This is a genomic window from Flavobacterium sp. RSSA_27 (assembly GCF_051547125.1).
GTDB lineage: Bacteria > Bacteroidota > Bacteroidia > Flavobacteriales > Flavobacteriaceae > Flavobacterium.
Map to the genome: position 1 here is coordinate 92,213 of NZ_JBPTTN010000002.1, position 15,179 is coordinate 107,391.

General features: G+C 35.6%; 15 protein-coding genes. 8 read left to right on the forward strand and 7 right to left on the reverse strand.

From position 1 onward, the window contains the following. Nucleotides 1–7: 7 nt before the first annotated feature. Nucleotides 8–2,497 carry a YbcC family protein gene (locus tag ACSVH5_RS03285; RefSeq protein ID WP_438060036.1) on the reverse strand — a complete coding sequence of 830 codons (2,490 nt, stop codon included), beginning with the start codon at nucleotides 2,495–2,497 and terminating at the stop codon, nucleotides 8–10. A 152-nt stretch (nucleotides 2,498–2,649) separates the two neighbouring features. Continuing rightward, on the reverse strand, nucleotides 2,650–3,039 hold the full coding sequence (locus ACSVH5_RS03290; RefSeq protein WP_438060037.1) for a hypothetical protein: 390 nt from the start codon (nucleotides 3,037–3,039) through the stop codon (nucleotides 2,650–2,652). Between the two features lie 387 nt (nucleotides 3,040–3,426). Here ACSVH5_RS03290 and ACSVH5_RS03295 point away from each other — a divergent pair, with 387 nt between their 5' ends. From ACSVH5_RS03295 to ACSVH5_RS03325, 7 genes are all read left to right on the forward strand, one after another. Then, the gene (locus ACSVH5_RS03295; protein WP_438060357.1) at nucleotides 3,427–5,553 is read left to right on the forward strand and encodes a TonB-dependent receptor; all 2,127 of its coding nucleotides are present in this window, start codon (nucleotides 3,427–3,429) and stop codon (nucleotides 5,551–5,553) included. Nucleotides 5,554–6,039: 486 nt separating this feature from the next. After that, nucleotides 6,040–6,663 (forward strand): hypothetical protein, encoded by a 624-nt coding sequence (locus tag ACSVH5_RS03300; RefSeq protein ID WP_438060038.1) that lies wholly within the window; start codon nucleotides 6,040–6,042, stop codon nucleotides 6,661–6,663. A gap of 24 nt (nucleotides 6,664–6,687) precedes the next feature. Beyond that, nucleotides 6,688–8,028 (forward strand): histidine kinase, encoded by a 1,341-nt coding sequence (locus tag ACSVH5_RS03305; RefSeq protein ID WP_438060039.1) that lies wholly within the window; start codon nucleotides 6,688–6,690, stop codon nucleotides 8,026–8,028. Then, entirely contained in the window at nucleotides 8,019–8,357 is a 339-nt protein-coding gene (locus tag ACSVH5_RS03310) for a 2TM domain-containing protein (protein WP_438060040.1), read from the forward strand. Before ACSVH5_RS03305 ends, ACSVH5_RS03310 begins: the two co-directional genes overlap by 10 nt. A 2-nt stretch (nucleotides 8,358–8,359) precedes the next feature. Further along, entirely contained in the window at nucleotides 8,360–8,665 is a 306-nt protein-coding gene (locus ACSVH5_RS03315) for a 2TM domain-containing protein (RefSeq protein WP_438060041.1), read from the forward strand. 26 nt (nucleotides 8,666–8,691) lie between these two features. Next, nucleotides 8,692–9,042: a 2TM domain-containing protein gene (locus ACSVH5_RS03320; protein WP_438060042.1), complete on the forward strand. Its 351-nt coding sequence runs from the start codon at nucleotides 8,692–8,694 to the stop codon at nucleotides 9,040–9,042. Between the two features lie 162 nt (nucleotides 9,043–9,204). Continuing rightward, a complete protein-coding gene (locus tag ACSVH5_RS03325; RefSeq protein ID WP_438060043.1) occupies nucleotides 9,205–9,972 on the forward strand; it encodes a LytR/AlgR family response regulator transcription factor in 768 nt (255 codons plus the stop codon). Between the two features lie 94 nt (nucleotides 9,973–10,066). Here the strand turns inward: ACSVH5_RS03325 and ACSVH5_RS03330 are convergent, their stop codons facing one another. Then, a complete protein-coding gene (locus ACSVH5_RS03330) occupies nucleotides 10,067–10,840 on the reverse strand; it encodes a CDP-alcohol phosphatidyltransferase family protein (RefSeq protein ID WP_438060044.1) in 774 nt (257 codons plus the stop codon). A gap of 162 nt (nucleotides 10,841–11,002) precedes the next feature. Between ACSVH5_RS03330 and ACSVH5_RS03335 the strand changes: the two genes are divergently transcribed. Next, nucleotides 11,003–11,473, forward strand: a complete 471-nt coding sequence (locus ACSVH5_RS03335; protein WP_438060045.1) for a hypothetical protein — start codon at nucleotides 11,003–11,005, stop codon at nucleotides 11,471–11,473. 14 nt (nucleotides 11,474–11,487) lie between these two features. Here the strand turns inward: ACSVH5_RS03335 and ACSVH5_RS03340 are convergent, their stop codons facing one another. The 4 genes from ACSVH5_RS03340 to ACSVH5_RS03355 form a co-directional block, all read right to left on the reverse strand. Next, a complete protein-coding gene (locus tag ACSVH5_RS03340) occupies nucleotides 11,488–12,510 on the reverse strand; it encodes a COX15/CtaA family protein (protein WP_438060046.1) in 1,023 nt (340 codons plus the stop codon). 64 nt (nucleotides 12,511–12,574) lie between these two features. Further along, entirely contained in the window at nucleotides 12,575–13,996 is a 1,422-nt protein-coding gene (locus ACSVH5_RS03345; protein WP_438060047.1) for a CCA tRNA nucleotidyltransferase, read from the reverse strand. Between the two features lie 77 nt (nucleotides 13,997–14,073). After that, entirely contained in the window at nucleotides 14,074–14,448 is a 375-nt protein-coding gene (locus ACSVH5_RS03350) for a GxxExxY protein (protein WP_438060048.1), read from the reverse strand. 43 nt (nucleotides 14,449–14,491) lie between these two features. Beyond that, nucleotides 14,492–15,058 (reverse strand): L-threonylcarbamoyladenylate synthase, encoded by a 567-nt coding sequence (locus ACSVH5_RS03355; protein ID WP_438060049.1) that lies wholly within the window; start codon nucleotides 15,056–15,058, stop codon nucleotides 14,492–14,494. Nucleotides 15,059–15,179: the final 121 nt, after the last annotated feature.

The window sequence follows — 15,179 nt, forward strand, 5'->3', positions numbered from 1 at the left end:
GATAGTGTTATTTTAGAATATAAATCGGTAGGTTTTCTTGTGAAACTTCTGCCAATTCTAACTCGTCATGAATACTAAGGTTCTCTTTTTGTAAAGGTGAATACAACTCAAATGACTCGTTGGTGAAGTGAAATAGTTCCTGATTTTCTGGATGTACCACAATCAATTTTACCCATTGGTTTTTGAACCATTCATAAGTTGCAGGATTTTTAGTAATAGCGTATTTGGCTATTTCTGGAAAATGCTCCACAATGATTAATAAACGAATAGGATCGTGTACCTCAATCATTTGACTTGGTAAACCCGAACGTAAATCTCCATCAATACCATTGGCAACGCCAATTAGTCCCATAACATTATGAGGAAGTTTACTACCAGCACCTAGCTTTTGGTTGTCTACTTTTGAAAAGTAATATTCTAGATTTATTCCTCCACCAACTGGGGCAACAGCTCCAAGAATTCCAGCAAGATAATCCCCCGTAGGATCCACTTGATAGTCATAAGAATTCATAAACGAACGTCTGTCTAGAAACAAGTGCTTAGACAAACTTCTGCGACCTACAATACACATAGCATTGGTAGCATGATTTAATTCAGGTCTAGGTTCGAAAAGAGAAACGGAACGTCTTTTGATTTTTTCATGCACTTTTTCAAGGCTTTGTGTAGAATCTATAGTGTCAAATCGGCGAGAACGTTCTTTTGCATTTCTAGATAAGGCTTTTGCAAAAGTAATTTCGTTTTGTTGATGTAATTCTTTATTGCTAGCGGTTAGCGTTTCTTCATCATAAAAAGCAATCTCATCTCTTGTGGTGTCGTGCAACGCAGGTAAAAATTGTGTTGTATCAGGAATAAGGATACCACGTTTTTTCAGGATTTCACGAACTTCAGGGTGATTAGCGGCAAAAGAAGCCACTTTTGCGTTGACAGAACTAGGTCTTCCGCAACAAGCTCCACAATCATAACCGGCATAGTGTGTATTGTTTACACTAGTGGCTCCATGGCCCACGATATAAACTATTGGTGCAAAATTGGACACCAATCCAATGCTTTTTAATAAGCCTTCTACACGGTTGGCCATCTCTTCAACTGTAAAACCTACTTGAAGTCCGTCTACATTTTCAAAATTATTTTCATGAGCTATGATTAATTTTGATTTTTTATTCAAGTGTTTGAAAGAAGCACTAGTTGCTGGAGTTAGAGTTGGTTTCCAAATATTTAAAAACAATTTTAAAGCAGCCGAAAACCCAAGAGTTTGACTGATAATCCAGCCAAAAACTAAGGAATGTGAATGTTTATGATAGTGTAAATCTCTAGCTTGTTTTTTCTTTCTTTTTTCCTCTTTTATCAAGTATTTTGGCTGCATTGGCGCAGGACAAAGCTTGGTAAAAAACTGCCCATTTACAGGCTGATAAAAGAACTCAAAATTAAAAAATGCAGGAGTTCCAAAGGTTATTGCTGAATTGTCTAAATGTTCGATATGTCTTCTGAAGGAACATTCACGGTCATCCATACAAAATAAGCCCTGAAATGAAGCTTGTTGAGGAGCAATTTCTGGTTCAACTGTTTTGATTCCTGATAAAACTTGATCGTAAAACGTCCATTCGAATGCCTCTTGCCAAAGCGATAAGGTTTCGAAAAGTTCTGTCTTTTTTATGGTATCAAAAATAGGAGCTGGTTCCTGATTGATTTTGAAACTCAAAGGTGCCCAAATAGAATTGAATTTTTGATCCAAACTATCCAATTCAAGTAGTAATTCAAACTGAATTAACTCTTTTAAAGAAATAGAACGTTTGTCTAATAATGAAGCAGGATTATTTTCAATCGTTGCAACTATTCCGCTCCAACCCGGATGGCCAAATTGTTGGTCAAACAAATAATGTTCGTAATATTTTGGATCTCCAACAATGATATGCAGCAACTCCTCGATAGAAGCGCCTCTTTGAAGCATGCTTTTGGCGCGTTTGGTTCTAAGAATGCCAATCGAACTATTTTTATCAAGTTCTTTGATAGATTCTAAAAAGCTAGTTCCTAGAACAGGAAACGTAGTAATTGCAATCCCTTGGTCTAAGTAGCCACAAAGAACCTTGAATAAAATGCTATAAGTTGATTTTTCTAGATTGATGGCGTATTCTTTCTTCCATGTAGAACGTAGGCTTCCAATTCTAGGATATATTGACTCGTCATAGCTTTTGTGAAGAAGATTGTGCTTCCAAGTAGAGAGCTGATCTTCTCCTTTTTTTGAACGTATAACCTGTTCAAGAACTTCATTGTTGATCTCTTTTTTATCAAATCGTTCTCTAAAACTTGCTAGTGGCAAATAGGTTTTGTAGCCAAAGATTTTAGAGGATTCCTCTAGTGCTTCAAAAAAAGTCTTTCCTTGAAACGCATGCAATGTATTGTGATGTACAAAATCCTTTAGGGGGTTTTGCGCTGGCAAATAATGCTTTAGACTATGAAGTACTTCATGTTCATCAAAAACTATAGAAGTTGATTTCATTTTAAAATATATTGCTAAAACAGCCCAATAGTATTGATTGCAAAAATTGTACAGTTGTCCTTTTTTCTTGGACTAACGCAATATTCACTAACTTTTGGGTTACTTTAGTGGGTTAATAAACTAATAATCGAAAATGTTTTTCAATAGGTTTATTAACTCAAATGATATTTTAAATTACAAAACAGCAGAAACAAACCACTTTTCTTATAGAAATAGCTTTTGTGGTATTTAGATTGAACAGTGACGAATGTCCCGTTCGAAGGTATAAAATCAAATAATTGGATAGGAGCGTGTAAAAAAGGATCAATCTCTACTTCGCTATATTCAAATTCTTCCTCCATATCGCTGGTAGGAATGTGAATTTTTGAATATTTTGAATGATCTTTTTTAGCAGTTTCATGAGCAAAAAAATCTTTTTCAAATTTTGAAGAAGAAAAAACTGGAAGGCTACTAAAAGCGGAATACAGTAAGAAATGAAAAAATACAAATAGAAATAGTAGAGCAATGCTACTATTTGCATGGGTGTATTTTTTTTTATTCATCTGCATAAATTCAATTTTGGCACAAACATAAATAAATTAAAACAAATTTTCCAAAGCGCTTTTTTACTTTTAGGTATTATTATTAGTTCTTTAAAAATTACGTTATTTAATTATAGAAAATTATTTTAATTAACTTTTTCTTGTTGAATTTTTAGTGTTGTTCTGTTGGATATAGGCTTTTAAATCATTATTTTTTATGCTTTCAGTTTTTTTATTGAGAATTTTATATTTTACAATTCAGCCTCGTTTTTCTACAATTCGGTCATAACTTTTTAGAGAATCCATAATCCCGATAGATATTTGTTTGATTAAAAAACAAACCGGATAATGAAAACAAGTATCAAAAAAATAGCACACAAATTCTTTTTAGCAACCCTATTGATTTTGATGAGTAGTGCTACTTTTGCTCAAAACACCATTTCAGGAAAAGTTATCGACCCAAAAGGTAAGCCCGTAGTTAGCGCCAATATTTATATCGAAGGCACTTATGATGGTGCGACAAGCGACGAGAAAGGATTGTTCTCATTCGAAACCACAGCCAAAGGAAATGTGACCCTTATCATAAGCTCTTTGATACACGAAACAGCTACCATTTCAATAGATGTGGCCAATTACAAAAACAAAACGATAACCCTCAAAGAGAATGTCAACACCTTAGACGCGGTGGTGATTACGGCTGGAACTTTAGAGTCGGGAGACAAAGCTCGTGTTTCGGTATTGAAACCTTTAGATATTGTCACCACAGCGGGTTCTGCTGGAAATATTATTGCTGCGCTACAAACTTTACCGGGGACACAAAACGTGGGCGAAGACGGTCGTTTGTTCGTTCGTGGGGGCGAAGCCAATGAAACTCAAACTTTTGTCGATGGTATCCGAGTGGCGCAGCCTTATGGCGCTAGCACGAATAATTTGCCTACTCGCGGACGCTTTTCTCCGTTTTTGTTTAGCGGGATTTCTTTTTCTACAGGAGGTTATTCTGCCGAGTATGGCGAGGCTTTATCGAGTGTGTTATTATTGAATACCCAAGACGAACCCGACCAAAACAAAACCGAAATTGCCTTAATGACCGTTGGTTTAGGGGTTGGAAATACACAAAAATGGAAAAAAAGCTCGTTAAGTGTCAATGCCGCTTACATCAACTTGGCGCCGTATCAAAAAGTAGTACCTCAAAATATCGAATGGAACAATCCTTTTCAATCCCTTTCTGGAGAAACGGTTTATCGCTACAACTTCAATAACGGAATCCTAAAATTCTATGCAGCTTTCGATTCTTCCAAATTCGATTTGAATCAAGAAAGCGTCAATTCGCCCAACAAAGTCAGAGTCGATTTGAACAATAACAACTTTTACTTAAATACTTCCTACAAAGGTGGTTTTGGCAACAATTGGCAAGTAACAACGGGATTGAGTTATGGCTATTCAAAAAACAAATTAGGTTTGGATTTGGACAAGCTAAACAATGACGAAAACGCCTCACATCTAAAATTAAAACTCCGTAAAAGCATTTCGCAACACGTTAAATTAGCTTTCGGAACGGATTATTTTAGTACTCGTTTCAACGAAGATTTTACGCCAAATTCAGGCATAGGAGGGACTAGCGGATATAACTCTTCAATTGCAGCAGCTTTTGCCGAGGGCGATATTTTATTCACCAAAAACTTTGCTGCCAAAGTCGGGGTTCGTGCTTCATACAACGATTTGTTGGACGAAACCGCCGTTGCTCCTCGTGTTTCCTTGGCTTACAAACTGAACAAAACCAGTCAGTTTTCTTTCGCTTATGGCGATTTCACTCAGGCGCCAAGTGTCGATTTTATCAAGTATTCCAAAATGCACCAATTCGAAAGCGAAAAAGCCTCACATTACATCATAAACTTTCAATACAACAACGACCGTCAAACCTTTAGAGCCGAGGCCTATTACAAAGACTACAGCAATTTGGTAAAATTCAATACAATAACGCCAATGTACAATTCGGTGTACAATAACAATGGTTCTGGCTACGCCAAAGGACTTGATTTGTTCTGGAGAGACGGCAGCTCGATTAAGAATTTAGAATATTGGATTTCCTATTCTTACATCGATACGGAGCGCGATTATCGCAACTTCCCTAAACAAGTTACGCCAAGTTTCGTGGCGGACCATACAGCGTCTTTGGTGACAAAATATTTCATCACCGACTGGAAATCACAAATCGGGTTCACCCATTCGTTTGCCACAGGTCGTCCATACAACAATCCGAACGAGACCCAATTTATGAACGGAAAAACCAAAGCTTTCAATAATTTGAGTTTCAATTGGGCGTACTTGGTGTCACAACAAAAAATCCTGTATTTCTCTGTATCCAATATTTTGCAAACTCAAAATGTCTTTGGTTACGAGTACGCCAATAAGCCAGATGCAGCGGGCGTATACAACCGCAGAGCCATTATACCAACAGCCGATAGTTTCTTTTTCGTAGGTTTCTTTTGGACCATCAGCGACAACAAAAACGACAACCAGTTAAAGAATTTATAGACTAATTATGAGCAGTAAGCATAAGGCTTTTCCAGCAGGCATCGTCCCGTGATCCGCTATATCTTTGCTGCCGAACCCCGTCAGCAAAGGATGCCGCTCCTCCCGGGGCTAAGAGGCAAGATAAGGTGTTTTTGGAAAGAAAAGTGTTTTTACAATTCATCCAAGGTATTTGCTTTTAAAAATATCCACCACGACCCGAGCGATAGCGAATAGGCGAAGCAATTCACTAATGAATCACGAATAAAAATGTGTTTTAATGACACGAATTATAAATGTTGATGGAATTCGTAAAATCTATTTTAAGCTTCGTTGATAGTTAGTGAATTCGTGGCTAACTTTTTTTAAAAGCGGATGCTCTACAATTCATCCTCAAAAAACTACAGTTCAGTCACAATCAATTTTACAGCAGTTACATCAGTAGTACTTTTACATCATCAAAATAACAACAACCATTTAAAAGAAATTAACCCTTAAAAAATAGAAATTATGATCAAAGTTGTAACCGCCACCGCTTTATTTATTTGCAGTTTATTAGCTGCCCAAGGACAATACGAACAAGGAATGGGAAAAGCGTTCCAGTTGTGGGGAGAAGGCAAAAACACAGAAGCTGCCGCTTTATTCGAAAGAATTGCAGCAGTCGAAAAAAACAACTGGTTGCCTAACTATTATGTGGCTTTAGTAAACACTACCACCGCTTTTAGAACCAAAGGCAAAGACGAAGTAACAGCTTTGCTAACCAAAGCACAAAACGCTTTGGATGTAGAACTAATCAAAAACGAAAATAATCCCGAATTATTAGTACTACAAGCTATGATTCACACCGCTTGGATTGCTTATGACCCAATGACCAACGGACAAAAGTTATCTGGAAAAGTAATGGAACTCTATGGTAAAGCACAGGCAATTGCACCCGAAAATCCAAGAGTAGTATTTTGTAAAGCCGAGTTTGAAATTGGTGGAGCCAAGTTCTGGGGAACAGATACAACACCTATGTGTGCACAAATTGATAAAGCTATCGGACTTTTTGCTACTTTTAAACCAGAAACCGCTTTCTCACCAAAATGGGGGTTAGATCGCGCTCAAGAAGCTCAAAAGAATTGTAATAAGTAAAAGAAAACTTTAAAATAGCATCCAATGGTTGTAAAATTAATAAATGAAATACCTAGAGCATTATTTGTTTCTGTATCTGTATTTGTAGTCTTGCTTTTGGTAAAAATGATGACTGGTGTTTCCTTTCAATTTGATTTTAGTTTATTAATCAATTTTGGATATACTATGTTGTATGGTTTTACACTTTATTTTGCCAATGCTATTTTATTTATTTACCTAGATGCACTATTTGGTAAAGAGAGATTTACAAAAAAGAGATTGTTTGTAGGTTTTTTAGGTTCTTTTGTAGTTTCTATTATTGTAATCTTTTTGCTCCGAATAGTTGAAGATGTTGTTATAAAAGGAGAGAATAGTGTTACTTTTTTTAAAACGGAAGCTTTAGAGAATTATATTGTTTCTGTGATTGTTACTTTTTTTGTGACACTTGCCTTTCATGTCTTCTTTTTTTACAAATCTTATCAGGAAAACAAAGTAAAGCAACAAAAGATTATTGCAGGAACGGCTTCGGCTAAATTCGAAACCTTAAAAAATCAAATCGATCCACATTTTCTTTTCAATAGTTTGAATGTGTTGAGTTCACTTATCGAGGAGAATCCAGAGAATGCCCAACGTTTCACTACTTCTTTGTCTAAAATTTACCGCTATGTTTTGGAACAAAAAGATAAAGAATTGGTTTCGGTAGCAGAGGAATTGAATTTTGCAACTACCTATATGAAATTGCTGAAGATGCGCTTTGAGAACAGCTTGTTTTATGAAGTGACTGCCGAAGTTCAAAATCCAGATGCCAAAGTAGTCCCGCTTTCGCTGCAATTGTTATTAGAAAACACCGTAAAGCACAATGTGGTAAGCGAGCAAAGACCTTTGCATATCCGCATTTATATCGAAAATGATTATTTAGTAATTCAGAATGATTTTCAAAAGAAAGAAGTATTGCAAGACCGCCAAGGCGTTGGATTACAAAACATCATCAATCGCTACGCAATCATTACCAAACGAAAAGTACTGATTGAACAAAACGAACAAACTTTTACCGTTAAAATACCCATTTTAACCCAACAAATAACTGTTATGGAAACGACCTTAAATTACAGAGAAAACAATGCGTACTACCGCGCAAAAAAGAGAGTAGAGGAATTAAAAGGATTTTATGGGAATCTGATTTCGTATTGTGTAGTCATCCCCATTTTAATTTATGTGAATCTTACTTTTGTCCCACAATTTCATTGGTTTTGGTTCTCCGCAGGAGGCTGGGGATTTGGTTTGATTATGCACGGTTTCAAAGTTTTTGGTTACAGCTCTAGCTGGGAAGAACGAAAAATTCAAGAGATTTTAAGAAAAGAAGACGAACAACAAAAATGGAAATAACGATGGAACGAATAGATACGAATCAAGAACAAGAAACTTTGGTTCAAATGGCCAAAGAGAGAGTAAAAAAGCTGAAAGATTTTTATTTTCATATGGTATTTTTTATGCTAGGCGTAGTAATCTATGTTTTGAAAACGTATTATGGTGCCCCTTTGAACTTTTTTCCCATTCGGTATATCAACGGTTTTGTAATGGCGATTTGGACTACCTTTTTTGCTATTCAAGCGGTTCAATTGTTTTTTACCCAAGTAATTTTGGGTAAATCTTGGGAAGAAAAACAAATTAAAAGAATAATCGGAAAGAACAACGAAAAACAAATTTGGAAATAATTATGGAAACGAATTTTCAAGAAGAAGATAGATATTATCAAGCCAAAAAAAGAGTAGAGGATTTAAAAGGATTTTACGGAAATCTGACCTCTTATATTGTGGTGAATATATTTTTAGCAGTGATCAATTTAATTACCTCTCCAGGATATTTATGGTTCTTTTGGCCATTACTGGGTTGGGGAATAGGTGTGTTCTTTCACGCAATGAAAGTCTTTAACTGGATGCCCTTTTTTGGTAAAGAATGGGAAGAGCAAAAAATTAAAGAGTTTATGGAAAAAGAAAAACAATCCAGAAACGATTGGAAATAAAGAAGTAAGATTAAATAGCAAATAAGATGGAAAATAAGCAAAACCAATACGGTTCATTTTTAGACAGCACTCAAGAAGAGCGTTACGATATCGCATTTAAAAGAGTGCAAAAAATAAAAGGATTTTATGTGCATCTAATAGTCTATGTTTTAGTCAACATCGGATTAATCGCTATGAGAGCAAGGCATTTGGATGCATTAGATACCAATTTTTGGAGTTGGCAAACACTCAATACCGCTTTCTTTTGGGGCATTGGATTGGTCGCACACGGAGCAGCTGTTTTTGGGAAAGATTTATTTTTTGGAAAAGATTGGGAAAAAAGAAAAATGGAGGAATTTTTAAAGGAAGAAGATAAACAACAACAACAGTGGAAGTAATGTCGGTTCTCTGTTTTCAGTTCTGAGTTCTGAGTTCTGAGTTTTCAACACTTGGTTCTTGGTTCTCAGTTCTCGGTTATCTGTTTTCAGTTTTCAGTTTTTGCCTTCTAACTTCTAACCTCTAACCTCTAACCTCTAACCTCTAACCTCTAACTTCAAATAATGACAACTATAATCATCGAAGACGAAAAACCAGCAGCGCGTTTGTTGCAACGTAAACTCGAAAAACTACAAATCAATGTAACCGTGCTGTTGCATTCGGTAGAAGAGGCTATCGAATGGTTTTCGAACCATCCACATCCTGACCTAATTTTTTTGGATATTCAATTATCCGACGGCTTGTCTTTTGCCATTTTTGAAGCAGTCGAAATTAAGAGTGCTATCATTTTTACCACCGCTTATGACGAATATGCTTTGCGTGCTTTTAAACTCAACAGTATTGATTATTTACTCAAACCCATCGATGAAGATGACTTGGAAATTGCAGTGAATAAATACAAATCAAGAGTCCCAGAAAAGGCACCTGAAAATCCTTCGCTAGCGTTAGATTTTGAAGTCATCAAAAAGATGTTGACCAATCCATTTGAGAAAAATTACAAAAAGCGATTTACGCTAAAAATTGGGCAACATTTGAAGGTGATTTCGGTTGATGAAATTGAATGTTTTTACAGCGAAAATAAAGGAACCTATTTGCATACTTTCGACAACAGAGATTATCTTCTGGAAACCACTTTAGAGGTTTTGGAACAAGAAGTAGACCCTACTGCTTTTTACAGAATCAGCCGAAAATTTATCATTCCATTAAAGGCCATAAAGGAGATAGTGGTGTACAGTAACTCCCGTTTAAAAATTATTTTGCCTACTTACAAAGCCGAAGAAGTGATAGTAAGTAGAGAAAAAGTAGCCGATTTCAAAAACTGGATTGGTTAAAAAATAACTTCATTTTTTAGTTTAGATAATAATCATTAAAAATACTGGTTATTAGCTGTTTACGAGTTTAGTATAGGATTTGTCTATGAGGCTTTTATTCACTAATAAACCGTTTTCTGATAGCGATAAGCACAAAAATCATCAGTGTGTAGGCAATAAAAAATGGTGCTATGTATTCAATCAATTGAAGCGGCAACATTACTGCAATAACTAAGAGTTGAAAGCCTAAACCATAAATGGATAACAAGCTCATAAACCAATTCGGAAACGTTTTTACTTTGTATGCCTCTTGGTCTAGCGCGTGAATTATTTTGTCAAAAAGCCCATAAACAATTGTATAAATTCGGAACAAAAGAGTCACCGATTTTTGTGTTTCTCCAGGCAAAGCTTTGGGGGTTTTGTATTCAAATATTTTACTAGTACTGTCTCCTCCAACCGATTTATGTCTCAAAATGACGTAGTAATAATTGTACAAAGTTCCTTGTAATTGGATGCCAAAAAAAGCGGCAAACGCATACCAAAATGTCGTTTTTGAAACCCAACAAATGGCCATAATTATCATAAAATTTAAGACGATATCAAAGACACTATCGAGGTATCTACCAACGTAGGATGGTTTGTTTTTTAGTCTTGCTAATTCACCATCTGCAGCATCAATTCCAGATTTTAATACAATGAAAAAGGCGCCCAAAAAGTAATGATTGGTGAGTATGCATAAAATAGCAATTAAGCCAGAAAGGCCAAAAAGTAGCGTTACGTGAATTGGGGTAAACCGAGTTTCTTTTAATTGTTGAGCCAAAAATTTACCAAATGGGCGACCATAATCGGAGAGGTCTAAGAACTTATCTTGTATTGCAAGTTTTGACATTATAAGCTGTAAAAGTAGAATGACACTATAGTCGAGGGCCAAAAGTAGCTCTATTTAAGCGGAATAGATGCCTAAACAATAGTTTACTTTGTGTTAAAGTAAAAAAAGCGCGTTTCGAGTTTTAGTACTTTTATGGTATCAAAAAACCAAATTTAGTGTAGTATGGCGGTACCAAATTTAAAAGTAATTCAAGCCCTAAGAGAAACGGCGACACAAATAGCAACTAGCGGTCGTTATGAATGGGGGCATATGGGAAGTTGTAATTGTGGTCATTTGGCACAAAATATAACTTCGTTTACCAGAGCAGAAATTCAGCAGTTTGCCCTACAAAAGCGAGGCGATTGGTCGGAACAAGTTATAGATTACTGTTCAACGAGTGGTTATCCTATGGATTTAATTATCGGTAGAATGATTGCATTTGGTTTTAACCAATCCGATTTGAGGCAACTCGAAAACTTGTCCAATCCCGAGATTTTAGCTCAAGCTGGTGTGACTTCTTTCAATAGAAATGTGATGTCAGATACGGTAAAATATATGAATGCGTGGGCAGATTTGTTAGAGAACCAATGGATGGAGCAAAACATCAATCACATCGTTTTGCCAACGTTTGAAAGAGAAGAGATGGTGTATTAAGCCATCTCTTTTTCTTATTTAGTGAAACGGTGTAGCGTGTAAGTCATAGCGGTCAATAAAAAGAAAGCTGTGATTTGGTGAGCCAATCCTAACCAAAGAGGAACGCTGTACAGCAAAGTCAAAACGCCTAGTGCAAATTGTACAAACACAAGTACTACTAGAGCATTGAGTCCGTTTTGTTGCGCAATTGATAAAGTGTATTTTTTGCTTTTGAAATACAACAAAACCATTAAAGCCACTACAACATAAGCAATAGTTCGATGTACAAATTGAACCCCACTTTTTCCTTCAATTAAATTGAGAATAAAACTGTTTCTTTCGATAAATACACTATCGTGAATGAATTGCCCATCGCTCATTAGTGGCCAATGATTATGAATTAATCCAGCGTTGAGTCCTGCAACAAAACCTCCGTAGATGATTTGAATTATCAAAAATACAAAGGCAAATCGAGCTATAGTTCTCAACTGAGGATAAAAGTTGTCTTTGTTAGGATAAATCAAATCCAAAGCCACCCAAAGGGTATAGGCAAAGGTGATGAAGGCAAAAGTAAGGTGCAACGCCAGTCTAAAATGACTCACATCCGGATTGTCGATTAATCCGCTTTTTACCATAAACCAACCCAAAAAGCCTTGGAATCCTCCCATACACAAAAGAACAATACATTTCTTGATGGTCGATTTGTCTACTCTTTTTTTGGCTAAAAAATAAAAGAAAGGGATTAAAAATACCATACCGATAATGCGACCAATAAAACGGTGAAACCACTCCCAGAAGTAAATGAATTTATAATCGGATAAGGTAAAATCGTTATGTATGTTGATTTTTTGATACTCAGGAAACTTTTTGTATTCTTCAAAAGCTTGATTCCATTTCGCCTCAGTCATAGGAGGGAAGGTGTCGGTAATCAAATGCCAATCGGTCATTGAGAGTCCAGAATTAGTCAATCGGGTAATTCCGCCAACCACAACCATTAAAAATAAAAGCAGGCAACCAGAAAGCAGCCAAATGATAACAGGTTTATTAGATTTAGTCATTTTTTTTGTGATAAAAAATCAATTATTTAATTGCAAATTTATGGGTTTGACAACGAAAAAGGAACTAACAATCGTTAATCTTTAGACCTAATTTGGCGCCTTTTTTTAAGATAAATTCATAAGCAGCTTGGTACTCATTTTGTATTTCTCCTTCTAGAATAGCTTCCTTAACGGCTTCTTTTAGGATGCCAATTTCTCTGGATGGTTGTAAATTGAAGAGCGCCATTATTTCCTCGCCACTGATTGGAGGTTGAAAATTGCGAACGTGGTCGCGCGCTTCAACTTCAACAATTTTTTTGCGTACAATTTCAAAATTACTGTGGTATTTTTTGAACTTGTTTGGGTTTTTAGTGGTGATATCGGCCTCACAAAGCGTCATTAAGTTTTCTACATCTTCTCCTGCATCAAAAACCAAACGACGTACTGCTGAATCGGTAACTGTGTCCTGCGCTAAGACAATTGGTCTAGAACTCATCACTACCATTTTTTGTACAAATTTCATTTTGTGATTCAAGGGCATATGCAATCTTTCGAAGATTTTTTTAACCATTTTACCGCCCAAAAACTCGTGACCGTGAAACGTCCATCCTTGTTTTTTGTTGAAGCGTTTCGTTGGAGCTTTTCCAATATCGTGCAATAAAGCGGCCCATCGCAACCAAACATCTTCGGTATTTGGACAGATGTTATCGACTACTTCAAGGGTATGGTAAAAGTTGTTTTTATGGGTATGTCCTTCTATTTCTTCTACTTGATTCAAGGCTGTTAATTCAGGTAGAATCAGTTCTAATAATCCCGTTTTGTAAAGTAATAAAAAGCCCAAAGAAGGTTTTTCGGTCAAGAGAATTTTGTTTAACTCTTCAACAATACGTTCTCCCGAAATGATTTTTATTCGTTCTGCATTTTTGGTAATTGAAGCCAAAGATTCTGGATGAATATCAAAACCTAATTGCGTAGCAAAACGAATGCCTCTCAACATTCTTAAGGGGTCATCCGAGAAGGTAATATCTGGGTCAAGCGGAGTTTTTATCGTTTTAGATTCTAAATCCGAAATTCCACCGAAGGGATCTAAGAGTTCTCCGAAGTTAGATGGATTCAAAGACAAAGCCAAGGCGTTTATGGTGAAGTCACGGCGGTTTTGATCATCTTGTAAGCTTCCATTTTCTACGATAGGATTTCGGCTATCGTGGGTGTAGGATTCTTTTCTGGCACCTACAAATTCAATATCGGTATCTTCAAAACGAAGCATAGCGGTGCCGTACGTCTTGAATACTTGCACCTTTGGTTTTTTAGGTAAAAGTTCTGAAACTTTGAGTGCCAATTCGATACCACTGCCCACGGCCACCACATCGATATCTTTTTTGGAGCCTTTTTGTAAAAGTAAATCCCTAACAAATCCGCCAATTACATAGCTTTCTATGTTTAGTTCTTGGGAAGCTCTCGATATTACTTCGAATATTGTGTTATTAAGTGCTGATTTATAATTCATATATTGCATTTGCCACGAATTCACGAATTACTATTGATTATTTTATTCTTGAATGATGGCACAAATTTATTCTTGGTTTACAAAACTATTCTTTTGTATTCAAGTGATTTATTGTTAAAATTTACTAAGATTGCTAGTTTGTTTGATGAAACTTTTAAGTAGTTAATACATTGTGCAACGTGTTTAGTATCTATTTTTTCACAGGACTTTAATTCTATTATAATTGTATCAAAAACCACAAAATCAGCATAAAATTTATGTTTTAAAATGATGTCTTTGTAGTGAACACTATATTCTTTTTCTCTTTCAAACGGAATATTATGTTTCTTAAATTCATATTCTACTGCATCTTTATACACGATTTCAGAAAAACCACCACCAAGATTATTATGGACATCAAATAAAATTCCCATTATTTGAAAACTTTCTTCTTTATGAATAATTTGTGTCATCAATTTTTTTAAGTAGAATTAGTGAATTCGTGGCTTGTTAAGCCTACTTTCTAATGATTTTAACCTGAGAATCATTCGTCAATTTAATAATCGTAGAAGGTTTTCCTGCAATTTTTTCGTGCTGCAAATTTACAACATAGTCCACTCCTTTTATAATTTCTGGACTAATTTCTTTGAAAGATAATGGTGTAGGTTGCCCAGAAATATTAGCAGAAGTAGACACTAATGGTTTTTTCATACGTTCTAGTAATTTAAAGCAAAAAGGCTCTTTTATCAGTCGAATGCCTAATGATTTATCTTCGGCAATTAAATTAGGTGCTACATTTCTTGGATTATCTAGTATTAAAGTAGTGGGCTTTTCGGATAAATCTAGAATTTGCCAAGCTACTTCGGGAATTTCTTTGAATACGTTGTACAGCATTTTTTCTCCGTTCATCAAGCAAATCATACTTTTGCTTTCGGTTCTTTGTTTTAGCTGATATATTTTGGCAACTGCATCAGGATTAGTGGCATCACAGCCTATACCCCAAACGGTATCTGTTGGGTAAAGAATAATACCGCCGTTTTTTATTACTTCAAAAGCATTGATAATCTCTTGATTCATCTGCATTTATTTTAATGATTTTGACTTTGTTCCATAAAGTGCAAAACTATCCATTTGATTTTTGATAGCGTATAAAAAAGCGTTTTTTTTCTCTGTTCAACAATGGACTCGAAATGAATTGTATCTT

Bases quoted from the DNA above. Each gene is read 5' to 3' on its own strand.
- ACSVH5_RS03300 (WP_438060038.1), top strand. From the start codon at position 6,040: ATGATCAAAGTTGTAACCGCCACCGCTTTATTTATTTGCAGTTTATTA.
- ACSVH5_RS03335 (WP_438060045.1), top strand. From the start codon at position 11,003: ATGGCGGTACCAAATTTAAAAGTAATTCAAGCCCTAAGAGAAACGGCG.
- ACSVH5_RS03285 (WP_438060036.1), bottom strand. From the start codon at position 2,497: ATGAAATCAACTTCTATAGTTTTTGATGAACATGAAGTACTTCATAGT.
- ACSVH5_RS03350 (WP_438060048.1), bottom strand. From the start codon at position 14,448: ATGACACAAATTATTCATAAAGAAGAAAGTTTTCAAATAATGGGAATT.
- ACSVH5_RS03305 (WP_438060039.1), top strand. From the start codon at position 6,688: ATGGTTGTAAAATTAATAAATGAAATACCTAGAGCATTATTTGTTTCT.
- ACSVH5_RS03330 (WP_438060044.1), bottom strand. From the start codon at position 10,840: ATGTCAAAACTTGCAATACAAGATAAGTTCTTAGACCTCTCCGATTAT.
- ACSVH5_RS03345 (WP_438060047.1), bottom strand. From the start codon at position 13,996: ATGAATTATAAATCAGCACTTAATAACACAATATTCGAAGTAATATCG.
- ACSVH5_RS03290 (WP_438060037.1), bottom strand. From the start codon at position 3,039: ATGAATAAAAAAAAATACACCCATGCAAATAGTAGCATTGCTCTACTA.
- ACSVH5_RS03320 (WP_438060042.1), top strand. From the start codon at position 8,692: ATGGAAAATAAGCAAAACCAATACGGTTCATTTTTAGACAGCACTCAA.
- ACSVH5_RS03295 (WP_438060357.1), top strand. From the start codon at position 3,427: ATGAGTAGTGCTACTTTTGCTCAAAACACCATTTCAGGAAAAGTTATC.
- ACSVH5_RS03315 (WP_438060041.1), top strand. From the start codon at position 8,360: ATGGAAACGAATTTTCAAGAAGAAGATAGATATTATCAAGCCAAAAAA.
- ACSVH5_RS03355 (WP_438060049.1), bottom strand. From the start codon at position 15,058: ATGCAGATGAATCAAGAGATTATCAATGCTTTTGAAGTAATAAAAAAC.
- ACSVH5_RS03340 (WP_438060046.1), bottom strand. From the start codon at position 12,510: ATGACTAAATCTAATAAACCTGTTATCATTTGGCTGCTTTCTGGTTGC.
- ACSVH5_RS03325 (WP_438060043.1), top strand. From the start codon at position 9,205: ATGACAACTATAATCATCGAAGACGAAAAACCAGCAGCGCGTTTGTTG.
- ACSVH5_RS03310 (WP_438060040.1), top strand. From the start codon at position 8,019: ATGGAAATAACGATGGAACGAATAGATACGAATCAAGAACAAGAAACT.